Source organism: Ideonella sp., from assembly GCF_036277275.1.
GTDB lineage: Bacteria > Pseudomonadota > Gammaproteobacteria > Burkholderiales > Burkholderiaceae_C > Ideonella.
Genome location: NZ_DASUNH010000136.1, coordinates 1 through 16913, shown reverse-complemented (window position 1 = coordinate 16913; position 16913 = coordinate 1). Strand labels below are relative to the sequence as shown.

The following is a 16913-nucleotide window of genomic DNA, read 5'->3' as shown; positions in this document are numbered from 1 at the left end:
CTTGCCGAGTCCTGGGTGCTCAGAGCGTGCGTTGCGCGGCCACGAACGCAGCCAGGGCACGCACGCTGGCAAAGTGGCGGCGTGTCTCCTCGGCGTCGGCCGACATGTGCACGCCATAGCGCTTTTGCAGCGCGAGGCCGAGTTCCAGTGCGTCGATCGAGTCCAGGCCCAGCCCTTCGACAAACAGCGGCGCGACGGGGTCGATATCGTCGGGCTGAACGTCCTCCAGCGCCAGAGATGAAATCACGAGTTCCTTGATCTCTTGTTCAAGAGTGGCCTGCACAGCGGGTCTCCGGGGAAAAGTAAGCGGTCAGATGATCGGTCAGCCGGCGCGCGGCGATGGCTTCGCTCGCGCTGTCGGCCAGGAAGGGGGCGACGGCGATGTCTTCGCCGACCTCGAATTCGATGTGGCAGCGCTGCGCCGGCACGCGGTACCACTTCTCGCCTTTGCCCAGGGTCAGCGGTTGGACGCGGATGCGCACCGGCGTCACGTTGCGCTGGCCACGCACCGCGATGTTGGCGGCTCCACGCTGCAGCGGCTGATGCCCGGTGCGTGGGGTGCGCGTTCCTTCGGGAAAGATGATCAGATTGTTGCCCGTGCGCAACGACTGCAGGCAGTCCTCGACCATGCCCGCGCCGGAGTCGTTGCAGACAAAGCCCGCGGCGCGCACCGGCCCCCGGGTGAACGGGTTGTGGGCCAGCGCGGCCTTGACGATGCAGTCGGCACCCCGGACGAACGACATCAGGAACACCACGTCGATCAGCGTCGGGTGGTTGGCCAGGATCAGCAGGCCATCGCGCTGAAGGCGCTCGGCGCCACGCAACTCGTAGGTCAACACGCCAAGGCGACGCATCAGCGCCACGAAAAGGCGGAATGCATGGTGGATACATGCCCGCGCCCAGCGCGCACGGCGCTCGCGCTCGGCCACCACGACGTTCAGCAACGGAAACACCACGCCACGCAGCACCAAGCCGCCGACACCAAAGACGGCAAAGCAGAACCCGGTGGCGGCCGTGCGCCACGCCCGGTCCAGGTGCTCAACCATGGCGGCTCCAGCGCCAGCTTTGGCCGTCGGCGTTGCGCGCCCATGTCGCTTGGCCGGATAGCGCGAAACGCAGCAGCGCCAGGCCGAATGGAAGGTCGGTCTCGGTGGCGTCGGCCGGGAGGGGCTCGGCGGGGCCCAGCTGCAATCGCAAATGGGGCTGGCCTGCCCTTGGCGAAGCGACGCGCCATGCCCAGGCGTAGGGCGCGATCGGCTCGTCTGCGAAGCTGGCGTAGTCTCCCGGCAGCGGCGCGTCGTATTGCACGATCACCACGGCGTCTTCCCCGTCGGCAAGCAGGCCGGCGGCTTCGACCAAGGCCGCACCTGCGCTGCTGGCGCCGCCGGCCAGGGCGCTGTGGTGGGCCCGATCGCCGCGGGCGATGGACACGGCCGCGCCGATGGCGTTGTGCACCGACAAGCCGAAGGCGGTTGGCGAGATCGGCTCGCCGCGGGCCAGGTCTGCCAGCAAGGCCAGCGAGCGGCCGGCGTCGCCGTAACGCGACGCGTAAATCATCGGGGTGCCGGCCACGCTGTCTGCGCCGGGGGCAGGGTCGGCGAGCTGGTAGGCCACTTCGGCTGCCGCTCGGCCCAACGGGTTCAGGCGCCTGCGGGCCATGGCGGGCATCGCGGTCAAGGCCGGCGCGTCGTCGGTGGCCGGCGGCAACGGTGCGTCGGCCGACGCTGCCCAGGCCAGCCAGCGCTCGCGCTCGGCCAGAGTCGGTGCCCATGCCGCCCAGTCGCAGATGACAAAGTCGATGTTCACGAGGTGGGCGAGCGGCGGCGAGGTAGGCGGGCGGCAGGCAGCGGTACTGCGCCGTATGAAACCCCATATTGTAAGTAAGCGCCCTCCATCACCACCACGGTGGCGACCCCCCACATTGCAGGCTGCGTCGACAAGGACCGTGTGCTGTTTCACGATGTGACCGGGCATGGGGCTGACGCCGGCAAGCCGCGTAACTTCGCGCATGCCGGCCAGCGCCGCGCCCCGAGCCGGCGACAATCCACGGATGGCAACCAAGAAACCCAAGGGACTGGGGATGGGCCTGGAGGCCTTGCTGGGCCCCAAGGTCAACGAAACACCGGCGGGTGACGCCGCGTCTGTGACCCCCAGCGTGCTCAAGCTCGGCCAGCTGCAGGCCGGCAAGTACCAGCCGCGAACCCGCATGGACGAGGGCTCGCTGTACGAACTGGCGGAAAGCATCAAGAGCCAGGGCGTGATGCAACCGATCCTGGTGCGACCCCTCAATGCACCAGAACAGGGCGCTGCCGGGGCCGCACGGTACGAAATCATCGCGGGCGAGCGGCGCTTCCGTGCCGCGCAGCTGGCGGGCCTGAGCGAGGTGCCGGTGCTGGTCAAGCCGGTGCCGGACGAAGCCGCTGCCGTGATGGCGCTGATCGAGAACATCCAGCGCGAAGACCTGAATCCGCTCGAAGAGGCGCAAGGCCTGAAGCGGTTGGTCGACGAATTCGGCTTGACCCATGAACAAGCGGCACAGGCGGTCGGACGTTCGCGCAGCGCGGCGAGCAACCTGTTGCGCTTGTTGAATCTGGCGGCGCCGGTGCAACAAATGTTGATGGCCGGAGACCTGGACATGGGCCATGCGCGCGCCTTGCTGCCACTGGCCAACGCGCAACAAATCCTCGCGGCCAACGAGATCGTGGCCAAGAAGCTGTCGGTGCGCGATGCCGAGAAGCTGGCCAACAAGGCTTCGAACCCGGGGCGTCAGGCGCCGCTGCTGCGCGTCGCGCAAGAGAAATCGCGCGACATCGTACGGCTCGAAGAGCAACTGGCCGATGCCTTGACGGCCGACGTCGAGATCCGCGTGCAGCGCAAGACCAAGCGCGGCGAGCAGGGCGAGATCGCGATTCGCTTCGGCTCGCTCGATGAACTCTCGGGCCTGTTGGACAAATTGGGCGCGCGCGAGCGTTGAACATTCTGCGCGCTAGCCTGCGCTGCATGTGCAGCGTGCCACGCTGGGTGTGGCGTGAATTCGTCGGCCTCTAGCCCAGCCGACGCGAAACGAGATATAACAGGTCGACCGCATGGCGCTGCGTGAACGGAAGACGCAGGTGGCTCGAGATGCTCTGGACGAGCGAGCCAGCCGATGTGGTGGGCCTATGGCCTGCTTTTTGCTCGATTGCCTGCAGGAGAAAAGCACAAGCTGTCACCGTCAACGTGCCTTGGCGCGTTGCATGACCTGAAGACCGGAAAGCTCTGATGACGCCTGGGTCCGTACAGCCGGGACGCCATCAGAACTTCCCAGACGTTGCGCCGGAGGGAGCCCTCGCGCAGCGCCGCCCTGACGCACATTGACAGGAGGTCTTGCATGGACGTGATGAGCAGCTTCGCCGCCCGGTACGAGCGCACCCGCGAGGAGGAGATCTCTCTCGCGGACTATCTGGCCGAGTGCAAGCGCAACCCGCTGGCCTATGCCACTGCCGCCGAGCGCATGCTCAAGGCCATTGGCGAGCCACAGATGGTCGACACGCGCAATGACCCGCGCATGTCGCGCCTGTTCGCCAATAAGGTCATCAAGATCTACCCGGCGTTCGCCGAGTTTTACGGCATGGAAGACTCGATCGAGCAGGTCGTGTCGTACTTCCGCCATGCCGCGCAAGGGCTGGAAGAGAAGAAGCAGATCCTGTATCTGCTGGGCCCGGTGGGCGGCGGCAAGAGCTCGATCGCCGAACGGCTGAAGCAGCTGATGGAGCTGGTGCCGTTCTATGCGATCAAGGGCTCACCGGTCAACGAGTCGCCGTTGGGGCTGTTCAATGCGGACGAAGACGGCCCCCTGCTCGAAAGCGAGTACGGCATCCCGCGCCGCTACCTGAACCGCATCATGAGCCCATGGGCCGTGAAGCGGTTGGAAGAGTACGGCGGCGACATCCGCCAGTTCAAGGTGGTCAAGCGCCACCCGAGCGTCTTGAAGCAGATCGGCGTGACCAAGACCGAGCCGGGCGACGAGAACAACCAGGACATCTCCAGCCTGGTCGGCAAGGTCGACATCCGCAAGCTCGAGACCTACGCGCAAGACGACCCGGACGCCTACAGCTACTCCGGCGGCCTGTGCCTGGCCAACCAGGGCCTGATGGAATTCGTCGAGATGTTCAAGGCGCCGATCAAGGTGCTGCACCCGCTGCTGACGGCGACCCAGGAAGGCAACTTCAAGGGCACCGAAGGCTTCGGCGCGATCCCGTTCGACGGCGTGATCCTCGCCCACTCGAACGAGAGCGAGTGGAAGGCGTTCCGCAACAACAAGAACAACGAGGCCTTCCTCGACCGCGTCTACATCGTCAAGGTGCCGTACTGCCTGCGCGTCTCGGAAGAGATCAAGATCTACGAGAAGCTGATCCGCGGCTCGTCGCTGGCCGAGGCCAAGTGCGCCCCGGGCACGCTGAAGATGATGAGCCAGTTCGCGATCCTGACGCGGCTGAAGGAGCCCGAGAACTCGTCGCTGTTCTCGAAGATGCAGGTCTATGACGGCGAGAACCTGAAGGACACCGACCCGCGCGCGAAGAGCTACCAGGAGTACCGCGACTACGCGGGCATGGACGAAGGCATGAGCGGCATCTCGACCCGCTTCGCCTACAAGATCCTGTCGAAGGTCTTCAACTTCGACAGCCAGGAAGTCGCCGCCAACCCGGTGCACCTGATGTACGTGCTCGAACAGCAGATCGAGCGCGAGCAGTTCCCGCAGGAGCTCGAGCAGAAGTACGTCGCCTTCATCAAGGAGCAACTGGCGCCGCGCTACGCCGAGTTCATCGGCAAGGAGATCCAGACCGCCTACCTCGAGAGCTACAGCGAGTACGGCCAGAACATCTTCGACCGCTACGTGACCTACGCCGACTACTGGATCCAGGACCAGGAGTACCGCGACACCGACACCGGCGAGGTGTTCGACCGCGCCAGTCTCAATGCGGAACTGGAAAAGATCGAGAAGCCGGCCGGCATCGCGAACCCGAAGGACTTCCGCAACGAGATTGTCAACTTCGTGCTGCGTGCACGCGCCAACAACGCGGGCAACAACCCGGTGTGGACGAGCTACGAGAAGCTGCGCGCGGTGATCGAGAAGAAGATGTTCTCGAACACCGAAGAACTGCTGCCGGTGATCAGCTTCAACGCCAAGGCCAGCGCCGACGAGGCCAAGAAGCACGAGGACTTCGTGCAGCGCATGGTCGAGAAAGGCTACACGGCCAAGCAGGTTCGATTGCTGTGCGAGTGGTACTTGCGCGTTCGGAAATCTTCTTGAAGCCAAGCCCGTTCCGACCATAACTGACGAGGGACGCGATGCTTCAACAGATCATCGACCGCAGACTGGCCGGCAAGAACAAGTCGATCGGCAACCGCGAGCGGTTCCTGCGCCGCTACAAGGATCAGATTCGCGAAGCGGTCAAGCGTGCGGTCGATGGCCGCGGCATCCGCGACCTGGAGCGCGGCGAAGAGGTGCGGATCCCGAAGAAGGACATCTCCGAACCGGTGTTCCACCACGGCCAGGGTGGCAAGCGCGAAATGGTCCACCCTGGCAACAAGGAATACATCACCGGTGACCGCATCCAGCGCCCGAAAGGGGGCGGCGGCCAAGGCAGCGGCAAAGGCCAGGCCAGTGATTCGGGCGAGGGCGAAGACGACTTCACCTTCTCGTTGAGCAAGGAAGAGTTCATGCAGGTCTTCTTCGAGGACCTGGCCCTGCCGCACCTGGTGAAGACGCAGCTGGCCGACGTGCCGGAGTGGAAGACGCACCGAGCCGGCTACTCCAGCGACGGCACGCCGAACAACCTGCACATCGTGCGTTCGATGCGGGGCGCTTTGAGCCGCCGCATCGCGCTCGGCGGCGACGCGCGGCGCGAACTGCACGCGCTGGAAGCGCGCGTGATCGAGATCAAGCGCCACCACTCGGACGACCCGGTGGCGTTGAAGGAGATGGCCGACGCCGAGAAGCGCATCATCGAATTGCGCGGCAAGCTCGCCGGCATTCCGTTCCTGGACCCCATCGACCTGCGCTTTCGCAACCGGGTGCGGGTGCCGGTGCCGAGCAGCAAGGCGGTGATGTTCTGCCTGATGGACGTCTCGGGCTCGATGGACGAGGCGCGAAAGGACCTGGCCAAGCGCTTCTTCATCATCCTGTACCTGTTCCTGACCAAGCACTACGAGAAGATCGACCTGGTCTTCATTCGCCACCACACCCAGGCCCAAGAGGTCAGCGAGGAAGACTTCTTCCACGCCCGCGAAACCGGCGGCACGGTGGTCTCCAGTGCGCTCGAGTTGATGCACGACATCATCAAGGCGCGCTACCACCCGGGCGAATGGAACATCTATGGCGCCCAGGCCAGCGACGGTGACAACTGGCACCACGATTCGGGCCGTTGCCGTGAGTTGCTGGCTGAGAAGCTGCTGCCTGCCTGCCGCTACTACGCCTATGTCCAGGTGGCGGAGGAAGAGCAGAACCTCTGGGAGGAATACACCCGGCTGGTCGAGACGCACAAGCACTTCGCCATGCGCAAGGCCACCGAAGCTTCACAGATCTACCCGGTGTTCCGCGACCTCTTCAAGAAGGAAGGGGCGCCGAAGTGACCGAGTATTCACAGGACCGCCGTTTCGTGCACAACGTTTCGAAAATCCCGGCCGCGGGCGACCGGCGCAAGCCGCGCAGTGCGCTCGACGGCCCCTTGCCGCCGCCGCCCCGGCCCGAGCGGCCGCTGGAAGACCCGAGCGACTGGTCGTTCGAGCTGATCGAGCAGTACCACGAGGTCATCAAGGCCACGGCTCGGCGCTTCGGGCTGGACACCTACCCGAACCAGCTCGAAATCATCACCGCCGAGCAGATGATGGACGCCTACGCCAGCGTGGGCATGCCGGTGAACTACCGCCACTGGAGCTACGGCAAGGAGTTCATCTCGACCGAGAAGAACTACCGCCGCGGCCACATGGGCCTGGCCTACGAGATCGTCATCAACTCGAACCCCTGCATCAGCTACCTGATGGAGGAAAACCCGATGGCGATGCAGGCGCTGGTGATCGCCCACGCTGCCTACGGCCACAACAGCTTCTTCAAGGGCAACTACCTGTTCCGCATGTGGACCGATGCGTCATCGATCATCGACTACCTGGTCTACGCGAAGAACTACATCACCGAGTGCGAAGAGCGCCATGGGGTGGGCACGGTCGAGGAGTTCATCGACTCCTGCCATTCGCTGCAGAACCACGGCGTCGACCGCTATCGGCGGCCCAGCAAGAAGTCGCTCGCCGAGGAGCTGGCGATGCGCAAGGACCGCGAGCAGTATGCGCAGCAGCAGGTCAACGACATCTGGCGCACCCTGCCCAAGCGGATCGAAAAAGCCGAAGAGGCCCAGCAGACCCGCCGCTTCCCGGAGGATCCGGAAGAGAACCTGCTGTACTTCATCGAGAAGAACGCACCGCTGCTGGAGCCCTGGCAGCGCGAGGTCGTGCGCATCGTGCGCAAGATCGCGCAGTACTTCTACCCGCAGCGCCAGACGCAGGTGATGAACGAAGGCTGGGCGACCTTCTGGCACCACAAGATCCTCAACACGATGTACGACGACGGTTTCCTGACCGACGGCGTGATGATCGAATGGCTGAAGTCGCACACCAACGTCGTCTACCAGCCCAAGGTCGGGGATCGCAACTACTCGGGCATCAATCCCTATGCGCTGGGCTTTGCGATGTACACCGACATCAAGCGCATTTGCGAGGCGCCGACCGACGAAGACCGCGCCTGGTTCCCCGACATCGCCGGCAAGCCCTGGCTGCCGACGCTGGACCAGGCGATGCGCAACTACAAGGACGAAAGCTTCGTCGGCCAGTTCCTCAGCCCGAAGCTGATGCGCGACTTCCGTTTCTTCCAGATCACCGACGACGAGAAGGACACCGAGATCGAGGTCAGCGCGATCCACGACGACAGCGGCTACCGCCGCGTGCGTGAATCGCTGTCACGCCAGTACGACCTCGGCGCCCGCGAGCCCAACATCCAGGTCTGGAACGTCAATCTGCGCGGCGATCGCTCACTGACGCTGCGCCACACCCAGCACAACGACCGGCCGCTCGACGACGGCGCGCACGAGGTGCTCAAGCATGCCGCCCGCCTGTGGGGCTTCGGCGTGCAGCTCGAAAGCGTCAATGCCAAGGGTGATGTGACGCGAAGGTGGAGCGTGCCGGCGCCGAGTTGAGGCCGCTATCGCCCCGGAGGGCTCGCGCTCGCCGCGTGGTGAGCTGGCGGCGCGCGCCCATTCGGTGAGGCTCAGCCGGCGAAGATCTTGCCCGGATTCATGATGTTGCGCGGGTCCAGCGCCCGCTTGATCTCGCGCATCATTGCCACCGCGCTGGCGCCGGCCTCTTCGAGCAGGAAGCCTTGTTTGTGCAGGCCGATGCCGTGCTCGCCGGTGCAGGTGCCTTCGAGTTTCAGGGCGCGCTGCACCAACTGATGATTTAAACGCTCGGCCAGCTCTCGCTCGGCCGGGATGGCCGGGTCGATCAGGTAGGCGACGTGGAAGTTGCCGTCGCCGACATGGCCGACGATGAAGTAGGGCAGGCCGGAGGCCTCGACTTCGCCTACGGTCTCGACGATGCATTCGGCCAGCCGGGAGATGGGCACGCAGGCGTCGGTGGTGACGCTGCGGCAGCCGGGCTTCATCTGCAGGCCTGACAAGTAGGCGCGGTGGCGTGCGGTCCACAGCCGGGTGCGTGCCTCCGGCGTCGTGGCCCATTCGAAGGCCTGGCCGCCGAATTCAGCCGCGATCTCTTGCACCGCCTCGGCCTGCTCTTTCACGCCGGCGTCGCTGCCATGGAACTCCATCAGGAGCATCGGCGATTCGGTCAGCGTCATCTTCTCGGCCCGATTGACCGCGCGGATCGCGTTCGTGTCGAGCAGCTCGCAGCGTGCGATCGGCACGCCCATCTGGATGATCTGGATGGTGGTGTTGACCGCGCTGGCCACATCGGGGAAGTGGCAGACCGCGGCCGAGACGGCCTGGGGCAACGGATACAGCTTCAGCGTGATCTCGGTCATCACCCCCAGCGTGCCTTCGCTGCCGACGAACAGACGGGTCAGGTCATAGCCGGCACTGGACTTGCGCGCACGCGTGCCGGTGTGCACCACTTCGCCCGAGGCAGTAACGACTGTCAGCCCCAGCACGTTCTCGCGCATTGTTCCGTAGCGCACCGCGTTCGTGCCCGACGCGCGCGTGGCGGCCATACCACCGATCGACGCATTGGCGCCCGGGTCGATCGGAAAGAACAGCCCGGTGTCGCGCACCTCGCGGTTGAGCTGCTCGCGCAGGACACCGGCCTGCACGGTCACGGTCAGATCTTCGGCGTTGACGCGTAATACCTGGTTCATGCGTGATACGTCGACGCTGATGCCGCCCTGCACCGCCAACAGATGCCCTTCGAGCGACGAGCCGGCCCCGTAAGGGATCACCGGCACGCCGTGTTCATTGGCGAGCTTGACCACGAATGCAACGTCTTCAGTCGATTCGGCAAACACCACCGCGTCGGGCGGCGGTACGTCGAACGGCGACTCGTCGCGGCCGTGCTGCTCGCGCACTCCCAGCGCGGTGGACAGGCGACCGCCGAAGCGGGCGGAGAGCGCCTCGCGCATCGCCTCGAGCAAGGGAGGCGGTGCGGTCGGTTCGTTGAGATTGGTCATGCGCCGATTGTGCGACTGTGTTGTCGACATTGCTGCAGGCACACGGTTCATCAATGCATGCAAGGCCTTTCGCGAGGCATCGGGTCTAATCCGCGCACATGTGCCCGAGCATTCCGAGCACATGTGCATTCTTCATAGCCTATTGAGGTTTTCTTTTGTGAGGGAGAAACCAGAGATGCACAAGCACACCATTCGCACGACCTTGTTGACTGCCTTGCTGTCGGGCGGTCTGATCGCCGCGGGCCATGCGCAAACCAGCGACAACGACATGCCGTCCCGGTTGCTGCCTTCACACGCCAAGGCATGGATGCTCAGACACGCAGCACAGCAAAAGGCTGCCCGCGCGTTGAAATCGCAAACTGCGGGCGTCGACACCACTGCGCCGGTCCTGACACGGTTCGAGTCAGCGGCCTCGGTCGACGTTACGCGGGCCATGAGTTCCATTTCTGTGGCGGTCAGGGCGGCGGACGATATGTCCGGTGTCCGCACGGGGTGGGCCTATGCCTCGGGACCGAGTGGGCAACTCGTCAATGTCTCGTTCTTCGACAATCTGCCCGCAAAGAAGCTGAGCGGTCGGATGGCCTCCAACGAGGTCTCGCCGTTCCTGGAACCTGGCACGTACACCTTCGAGGCGGCCTTCGTTGGAGACGTCGCGGGCAACTACAGCTCATTGGACCAAGCGTCATTGGCGGCACTAGGGAAGGCGACATTCGTCGTCAAGAACACCGCAGGGTTCGATCGCACGGCGCCCGCGCTGCTGTCCGGTCGGGTTTCAACCCCGCACGTTTCACTGTCGGCCAAGCAGCCGGGGACCGACCTGTCCGCTTACATCGGCCTCACGATGGAGGCTGCAGACACTGGCAACAGCGCACTCTCCGGCGTCCGCAATGCGTACGTCACCTATTGCTTGCTGGATCAGTCCAATTGCTTCAACCTTGCGTCCGACAACACGGGACTGCCGCGGCGCGCCGGTCCTGTCACGTTGAGACTGGGTGGGCAGGTCGACCCAGCTTGGGCAGCGGGCGAATACCACCTGACCTGGGTAGTGACAGTCGATTACGCCGAGAACAATCAGCAGCTCTACGGCACGGATTTCGGCGGCCCCACGGACTTCAACGCCTACTTCCCGTCGACGACGATCACCATCACCCCGTGATGATCTCGTGGTGACGAAAGGCGCATGCCCCTGACTCCCGACCCGGGGCAACGACATCGGCCCGGCCCCAGTCAATGCGGCCGGGCTTTTTCGTTGGGCGCCGTCGCTGCCGCCCGTTGGCTCAGCAGCGCCTTCTCCCGCTCGTTCTTCGCCAGGCCGGCGGCGCGCAGGAACTCGGCACAGGCCTGATCCTGGCGGCCCAGCTTGACCAGCAGGTCGCCCCGCACGGCGGGTAGCCAGTGGTAATTCTTCAGCGCCGGTTCGTCGACCAGTGTGTCAACGATCGCCAGCCCCGCCTCGGGCCCAAATGCCATGCTGACGGCGACGGCGCGGTTCAACTCGACGATCGGCGATTGCGTGGCCTGCGTCAGCGCGTCGTACAGCGCGGCGATGCCGGCCCAGTCGGTTTCATCGGCGGTCGGTGCGCGGGCGTGGCAGGCGGCAATCGCGCCTTGCAGCGCGTAGGTGCCGAGCGGGCGGGTCTGTTGCGCGACCAGTTGCTCGGCCCTTGCCAACGCCGCGAGGCCGCGGCGAATCAGCAAATGGTCCCAGCGAGCGCGGTTCTGGTCGGCCAACAGGACCGGCCGGCCCTGCTCGTCGGTGCGCGCGGCCGTGCGGGAGGCTTGGATTTCCAGCAGCGCGGCCAGCCCGTGCGCTTCGGGCTCGTCGGGCGCCAGCTCGGCCAGCATGCGCGCGAGCCGCAGCGCCTCGTCGCACAGGGCTGGGCGCATCCAGTCGTCGCCGGCCGTGGCGGTGTAGCCCTCGTTGAAGATCAGGTAGACGACCTCCAGAACCGAGGCCAGCCGTGGCGCCAGTTCGGCGCCGCGCGGCACCTCGAAAGGCACGCGCGCTTCGGCCAGCGTGCGCTTGGCGCGCACGATGCGCTGCGCGATCGTGGGCTCGGGCACCAGGTAGGCGCGGGCGATCTCGGCGGTGCTCAGGCCACCCAGGAGCTTCAACGTCAGTGCCACGCGTGCTTCGGGTGACAGCAGCGGGTGGCAGGCGGTGAAGACCAGCCGCAGCAGGTCGTCGCCGATGTCATCCTGCCTGGCGGCATCCAGCGCGTCGACGAAATCCGGCACGACCAGCGCTTCGCGCGCCTCCAGGTCGAGCCCGATCTGTTCCAGCTTGGAGGCCAGGTTCTTGTCGCGCCGCAGGCGATCCAGAGCGCGGTGCTTGGCGGTGGTCATCAGCCAGGCTCCTGGGTTCGCCGGCACACCGTCTGCCGGCCAGTGCTCAAGCGCGGCGACCAACGCGTCCTGCGCCAGCTCCTCCGCCAGGCCGATGTCGCGCACCATGCGGGCGACACCGGCCACGATGCGCGCCTGCTCGATGCGCCAGACCGCGTCGATCGCCCGGTGGGTGGCCGCTTGGGTGGGGCTGTTCATGCCGACGGTGGCACGGCGTTCGGATCCATGTGCATCAGCTCCCAGATGTGGCCGTTCGGGTCTTCGAAGCCGTGGCCGTACATGAAGCCATGATCCTGCGGCGCGCGGGGCGCGGTGCCGCCTGCCGCCAAGGCCTTGGCCACCAGCGCGTCGACCTCGGCCCGGCTGTCGCACGACAGGCACACCAGCACCTCAGTGCTTCGGGTCGCGTCGGCGATTGGCTTGCCGGTGAAGGTCTGGAAGAAGGGTTCGGTCAGCAGCATCACGTAGATCGTGTCGGACACGACCATGCAAAGCGCCGAGTCGTTGCTGAAGTGCGGGTTGAAGCTGTAGCCGAGGGCCGAGAAGAAGGCGCGGCTGCGCTCGACGTTCTTGACCGGCAGGTTGACGTAGATCTGGGTGGGCATGGTGATCTCCGGGCGGTCAATGGTTGCCGACTTCGATGTCCTTGAAGCGCTGTACCGCCTCGTTGGGCGAGAAGTCGTCCAGCTCGAACAACTGGCGGACCTCGATTTCGCCCTCCATCTCGGCGCCAAAGGGCGCAGGGAAACGACGTGCCCACTCCATCGCCTCTTCGCGCGAGCGGGTCTGGATCAGCGTGTAGCCGGCGATCAGCGCCTTCGTCTCGGCGAACGGGCCGTTGATGAGCGTCGGCTTGCCGCCGTGGTAGCGCACCCTGAAGCCGTGCGCGCTGGGTTTGAGCCCGTTGGCATCCAGCAGCGCCCCGGCCTTGGCCAACTGCTCGTGGTAGGTGGCCATCGCGGCCATCAGGCTCTCTTCGGGCATCGTGCCCGACTCGCTGACCGCATTGGCGCGGACCATGATCATGAAGCGCATCGTCGTTCTCCTGTCATCGTGAAGGCTCGATATCTTGACGACGAAGAAGACGGGCCCAATTCGACAAACCGAAGACCCAAAAAAAGCGATGCTGAAACTCAGATCGGTGCTTCAGGCCGGACGGCGCAGCCCGTCGCTTGCGGGCGCCGTCGCACCCAACTGCCGCATTTCAGGCGTTCGATTCCTCGAAGCACGGAGCCGCCGGGCGCACCTCGACCGTGGCCCATTCGGCGGCCGGGCAGCGCCGGGCGATCTCCAGCGCCTCCTCAGGTCCGCCGCAGTCGACCAGGTAAAAGCCGCCGACCATTTCTTTGGCCTCGGCAAACGGGCCGTCGAGCAGTTGGGCTTGACCCTTGCGCACCTGCACCCGCGTGGCCCTGGCCGGCGCGGCGAGCGACTCCACCGCCAACAGCTTGCCGTCGGCCTGCAACTCGTCGCCGAACTGGCGCATGCGGGCGTAGGCCTCTTCACCTTCGGCGCGAGTGCGGGACTCGCGCTGGCCGGTGGGTTCGACGATCAACAGCATGTAGCGCATGGTGGTTTCCTTCGGTTTTACGGCAAGGCGGATGAACTTGATTTGATCATGGTGGTTGGCTTGCCGTACGCGGTCGTATCGTCTCAGCAAATCCGTTGAGATCGCTCCTGCTCTGGTGGGATACAAATCTTGCTGCGCCGGATTGAGGCAGGGAAGCCGGCGTCTCGCATCTCGCCCGCCCGGGGCGTTCAATTCTTCGAAATTCAGATGACATCCACCAAAGGATTCCGCGCCGCCGGCACCTCGGCAGCGCTCGTTCTGGTCTGCGCGGCCGCTCACGCCGAAGTGGCCTACACATTGATCAAATTGGAGAGCTTCGGCGGCTCCCGAAGCGGCGCTCACGCCGTGAATGGCGCCGGCGTAGTCGTCGGCTTCGCGACAACCGCTCCGAACGATGACGACCCGCCGTCGGAGTTCCTGCGCGCGGCCCGCTGGACCGGCTCATCGCCCGCGGACCTTGGAACACTGGGCGGTCCCTACGCGACTGCCAACGGTATCAGCGATGCGAACGTGATCGTCGGCTACAGCCTGGTTCCTGGTTCCTACAACGCCCGAGCGGCGCTGTGGCGCGACGGGGTGGCCACCGACCTGGGCGGCCTCGGGGGCTCCCGCAGCGAGGCCAAGGCCATCAACCAGAAGGGGACGGCGGTGGGCTATGCGGTGACGCTGGGTGAAAAGAAGACTCGCGCCACGGTCTGGAAGAACGGCGTCATCAAGGCGCTGCCGGGCATCGGTGGAAACACGGCTGCGGCAGAGGCCATCAGCAACACTGGCTTTATCGCCGGCTGGAGCACCGTGTCGAAGCGGCGCGCCCATGCGGTGGTCTGGAAGGGGTCGGTCGTCACCGACCTCGGAACGAGTCACGACGGGACGTCGAACGCATACGGCGTCAACGATGCCGGTCAGGTGGTCGGCTCTCGCGTGGTGCAGGACAGCCATTCGCGCCCCACTCTGTGGGTGGGCACCACGATGACCGACTTGGGTACCTTGGGCGGCGATCAGGGCTGGGCCTGGGCCATCAACAACAAGGGCGACGTTGTCGGCGCCAGCTCGAAGAGCGGCATGGATGAGGCGCGTGCCACGCTTTGGTCTGGCGGCCGGGCGGTGGATCTGAACGACGTCATCGATCCGGAAGTTCGTGCGGAGGGCTGGTTGTTGCTGGAGGCGAGGGCCATCAATCAGAATGGCTACATCGCCGGCATCATGCGCAACGAGATGGGCTGGGAAGAGCGTGGCTATCTCTTGAAGCCGGTGACGTCCGCCGCCAGGCACTGAGAACTCGGCAGCGCCATGGGCGCCTACACTGCCGCCCATGGCCAACCGACTTTCTCAGATTGCCACCCGCACCGGCGACGACGGCACGACCGGGCTGGGTGACGGGCAGCGCGTACCCAAAGACCATCTGCGCATTGCGGCGATGGGCGACGTGGACGAGCTGAACTCGCAGCTTGGCGTGCTGCTCGCCGAGCCGCTGCCGGGTGGCATCCGCGAGCTGCTGGTGACGATCCAGCATGAGCTGTTCAACCTGGGCGGCGAGTTGTCGATCCCGGGCTACGAGTTGCTGAAGGCCGACGCGGTGCTGCGGCTGGATCAGGCGCTGGCGCACTACAACGCGCAGCTGCCACGGCTGGCCGAGTTCATCCTGCCGGCCGGCACGCGCAGTGCCGCGATTTCCCACGTGGCGCGTACGATTGCGCGCCGCGCCGAGCGGGCGGTGGTGGCGCTGGCGGCGACCGAAGCGGTGAACACCGCGCCGCGCCAGTACTTGAACCGCCTGTCGGACCTGCTGTTCGTGCTGGCCCGGGTGCTCAACCGCGCCAACCTCGACGGCCTGGGTGGCGACGATGTCTACTGGCACAGCGAGCGGCTGCTGAAAGCAAACCAGGCGCCGCCTGGCGGCGCCGCCTGACCTGGGCCGCCACCGCTCAGCCGCGACGCGCCTTCACCGCGTCGCTCAACACCTGCAGCACGCCGACCGAGTCGTCCCAGCCGATGCAGGCGTCGGTGATGCTCTGGCCGTAGGCGAGGGCGCCGGGCTGGTCCTTGCCCGGGGTGAACTTCTGCGCACCGGCCAACAGATGGCTCTCCACCATCACGCCGAAGATGCGGCGGCTGCCGGCGCGCAGTTGGCCGGCAATGTCCTTCGCGACGTCGATTTGGCGCTGGTGCTGCTTGCTCGAATTGGCGTGGCTGCAGTCGACCATCAGCACCGGGTTCAGCTTGGCTTCGGTCAGCGCTTGGCACGCCGCGGCGACGCTCGCATCGTCGTAGTTCGGCAGACGGCCGCCGCGCAGGATCACATGGCAGTCTTTGTTGCCTTTGGTCTCGACGATCGCGACCTGGCCGTTCTTGTGCACCGACAGGAAATGGTGCGGCCGCGCGGCAGCCTGGATCGCGTCGCAGGCGATCTTCAGATTGCCGTCGGTGCCGTTCTTGAAGCCGATCGGCGCTGACAGACCCGAAGCCAGTTCGCGGTGGACCTGGCTTTCGGTGGTGCGCGCGCCGATCGCGCCCCAACTGATCAGATCGCCGATGTACTGCGGGCTGATCGTGTCGAGGAACTCGCTGCCGGCCGGTACGCCGAGGCGGTTGATCTCGACCAGCAGCTGGCGCGCGATGCGCAGGCCTTCGTCGATGCGGTAGCTCTCGTCGAGGTAGGGATCGTTGATCAGGCCCTTCCAGCCGACGGTCGTGCGGGGTTTCTCGAAGTACACCCGCATGACGATTTCCAGTGTGTCGGCAAAGCGTGCGCGCTCGGGCGCCAGACGGCGGGCGTATTCCAGCGCGGCGGCCGGATCGTGGATCGAACACGGCCCGATGATCACCAGCAGCCGGTCGTCCTTGCCGTTCATGATGTGGCGAACGGCGGTGCGGGTGTGCTTGATCAGCTTCTCGGTCGGCGTGCCGGCGATCGGGAAGAAGCGGATCAGGTGCTCGGGCGGCGGCAGCGGCGTGACGTCCTCGATGCGCTGGTCGTCGGTCTCGCTGGTGCGCTCGCTGAGCACCAGGCCGGAGCGGGCATGGTCATGGGACGCGGCAGGGGCGGTGGCTTTGGCATTCATCGTCGTCTTTCCAGGGCGTAGTCGTCGAAGCGGTGGGGCCGGCCGGCCCAGGCGAAAAAAAACCGCCGGGGCTGCCGGCGGTCTTTCGGGGGTTTCGCTTGCTTTGCTGTTTCTTCAGTTGCGCGCGATTGCCTCTCCAGCCACCGAATGGGGCGAGAACCAAAAGTACGCAAAGAAAAATCGCGAGGCACGCATCACGATGGTGAATGTAGCACGCCGTTGCGGCCAC

17 protein-coding genes are annotated in these 16913 nt (G+C 65.5%); 8 read left to right on the top strand and 9 right to left on the bottom strand.

Translation table 11 applies throughout. The annotated features are described in order from the left end of the window. Window positions 1–19: 19 nt before the first annotated feature. Genes VFY73_RS23100 through VFY73_RS23090 form a run of 3 tightly spaced genes read right to left on the bottom strand, consistent with a single transcriptional unit; the run spans window position 20 to window position 1806 of the window. Window positions 20–283: a phosphopantetheine-binding protein gene (locus VFY73_RS23100; RefSeq protein WP_349257113.1), complete on the bottom strand. Its 264-nt coding sequence runs from the start codon at window positions 281–283 to the stop codon at window positions 20–22. Next, window positions 267–1046 carry a lysophospholipid acyltransferase family protein gene (locus VFY73_RS23095; RefSeq protein ID WP_329723221.1) on the bottom strand — a complete coding sequence of 260 codons (780 nt, stop codon included), beginning with the start codon at window positions 1044–1046 and terminating at the stop codon, window positions 267–269. Before VFY73_RS23095 ends, VFY73_RS23100 begins: the two co-directional genes overlap by 17 nt. Next, window positions 1039–1806 carry a beta-ketoacyl synthase chain length factor gene (locus tag VFY73_RS23090; protein WP_329723219.1) on the bottom strand — a complete coding sequence of 256 codons (768 nt, stop codon included), beginning with the start codon at window positions 1804–1806 and terminating at the stop codon, window positions 1039–1041. Before VFY73_RS23090 ends, VFY73_RS23095 begins: the two co-directional genes overlap by 8 nt. 244 nt (window positions 1807–2050) lie before the next feature. Between VFY73_RS23090 and VFY73_RS23085 the strand changes: the two genes are divergently transcribed. From VFY73_RS23085 to VFY73_RS23070, 4 genes are all read left to right on the top strand, one after another. After that, window positions 2051–2974 carry a ParB/RepB/Spo0J family partition protein gene (locus VFY73_RS23085; RefSeq protein WP_329723217.1) on the top strand — a complete coding sequence of 308 codons (924 nt, stop codon included), beginning with the start codon at window positions 2051–2053 and terminating at the stop codon, window positions 2972–2974. A 396-nt stretch (window positions 2975–3370) separates the two neighbouring features. Continuing rightward, a complete protein-coding gene (locus VFY73_RS23080; protein WP_329723215.1) occupies window positions 3371–5293 on the top strand; it encodes a PrkA family serine protein kinase in 1923 nt (640 codons plus the stop codon). A 38-nt stretch (window positions 5294–5331) separates the two neighbouring features. Beyond that, window positions 5332–6615, top strand: a complete 1284-nt coding sequence (locus VFY73_RS23075; RefSeq protein WP_329723213.1) for a YeaH/YhbH family protein — start codon at window positions 5332–5334, stop codon at window positions 6613–6615. Between the two features lie 26 nt (window positions 6616–6641). Further along, complete coding sequence (locus tag VFY73_RS23070; protein ID WP_414654515.1) at window positions 6642–8228, top strand: SpoVR family protein; 1587 nt, start codon at window positions 6642–6644, stop codon at window positions 8226–8228. A 71-nt stretch (window positions 8229–8299) separates the two neighbouring features. On the opposite strand, the gene VFY73_RS23065 is transcribed toward VFY73_RS23070, so the two are convergent. Then, window positions 8300–9706 (bottom strand): FAD-binding oxidoreductase, encoded by a 1407-nt coding sequence (locus tag VFY73_RS23065; RefSeq protein WP_329723211.1) that lies wholly within the window; start codon window positions 9704–9706, stop codon window positions 8300–8302. Window positions 9707–9881: 175 nt separating this feature from the next. Here VFY73_RS23065 and VFY73_RS23060 point away from each other — a divergent pair, with 175 nt between their 5' ends. Further along, window positions 9882–10862 (top strand): hypothetical protein, encoded by a 981-nt coding sequence (locus VFY73_RS23060; RefSeq protein ID WP_329723209.1) that lies wholly within the window; start codon window positions 9882–9884, stop codon window positions 10860–10862. A gap of 71 nt (window positions 10863–10933) precedes the next feature. Here VFY73_RS23060 and VFY73_RS23055 read toward each other — a convergent pair whose 3' ends face one another. The 4 genes from VFY73_RS23055 to VFY73_RS23040 form a co-directional block, all read right to left on the bottom strand. After that, window positions 10934–12250: an RNA polymerase sigma factor gene (locus VFY73_RS23055; protein WP_329723207.1), complete on the bottom strand. Its 1317-nt coding sequence runs from the start codon at window positions 12248–12250 to the stop codon at window positions 10934–10936. Continuing rightward, window positions 12247–12657 carry a VOC family protein gene (locus VFY73_RS23050; RefSeq protein WP_329723205.1) on the bottom strand — a complete coding sequence of 137 codons (411 nt, stop codon included), beginning with the start codon at window positions 12655–12657 and terminating at the stop codon, window positions 12247–12249. Before VFY73_RS23050 ends, VFY73_RS23055 begins: the two co-directional genes overlap by 4 nt. Window positions 12658–12673: 16 nt before the next feature. Beyond that, window positions 12674–13087: a YciI family protein gene (locus VFY73_RS23045; protein ID WP_329723203.1), complete on the bottom strand. Its 414-nt coding sequence runs from the start codon at window positions 13085–13087 to the stop codon at window positions 12674–12676. 169 nt (window positions 13088–13256) lie between these two features. Continuing rightward, window positions 13257–13622 (bottom strand): YciI family protein, encoded by a 366-nt coding sequence (locus VFY73_RS23040; protein WP_329723201.1) that lies wholly within the window; start codon window positions 13620–13622, stop codon window positions 13257–13259. A 207-nt stretch (window positions 13623–13829) separates the two neighbouring features. Between VFY73_RS23040 and VFY73_RS23035 the strand changes: the two genes are divergently transcribed. Both VFY73_RS23035 and VFY73_RS23030 read left to right on the top strand, forming a co-directional pair. Continuing rightward, complete coding sequence (locus tag VFY73_RS23035) at window positions 13830–14897, top strand: hypothetical protein (protein WP_329723199.1); 1068 nt, start codon at window positions 13830–13832, stop codon at window positions 14895–14897. A 37-nt stretch (window positions 14898–14934) separates the two neighbouring features. After that, on the top strand, window positions 14935–15531 hold the full coding sequence (locus tag VFY73_RS23030; RefSeq protein ID WP_329723197.1) for a cob(I)yrinic acid a,c-diamide adenosyltransferase: 597 nt from the start codon (window positions 14935–14937) through the stop codon (window positions 15529–15531). 16 nt (window positions 15532–15547) lie between these two features. Here VFY73_RS23030 and VFY73_RS23025 read toward each other — a convergent pair whose 3' ends face one another. Then, window positions 15548–16684 (bottom strand): 3-deoxy-7-phosphoheptulonate synthase, encoded by a 1137-nt coding sequence (locus VFY73_RS23025; protein ID WP_329723195.1) that lies wholly within the window; start codon window positions 16682–16684, stop codon window positions 15548–15550. Here VFY73_RS23025 and VFY73_RS23020 point away from each other — a divergent pair. Continuing rightward, on the top strand, window positions 16674–16913 hold a 240-nt coding region (locus VFY73_RS23020), incomplete at its 3' end, for a hypothetical protein (protein WP_329723193.1). The genes VFY73_RS23025 and VFY73_RS23020 overlap by 11 nt on opposite strands.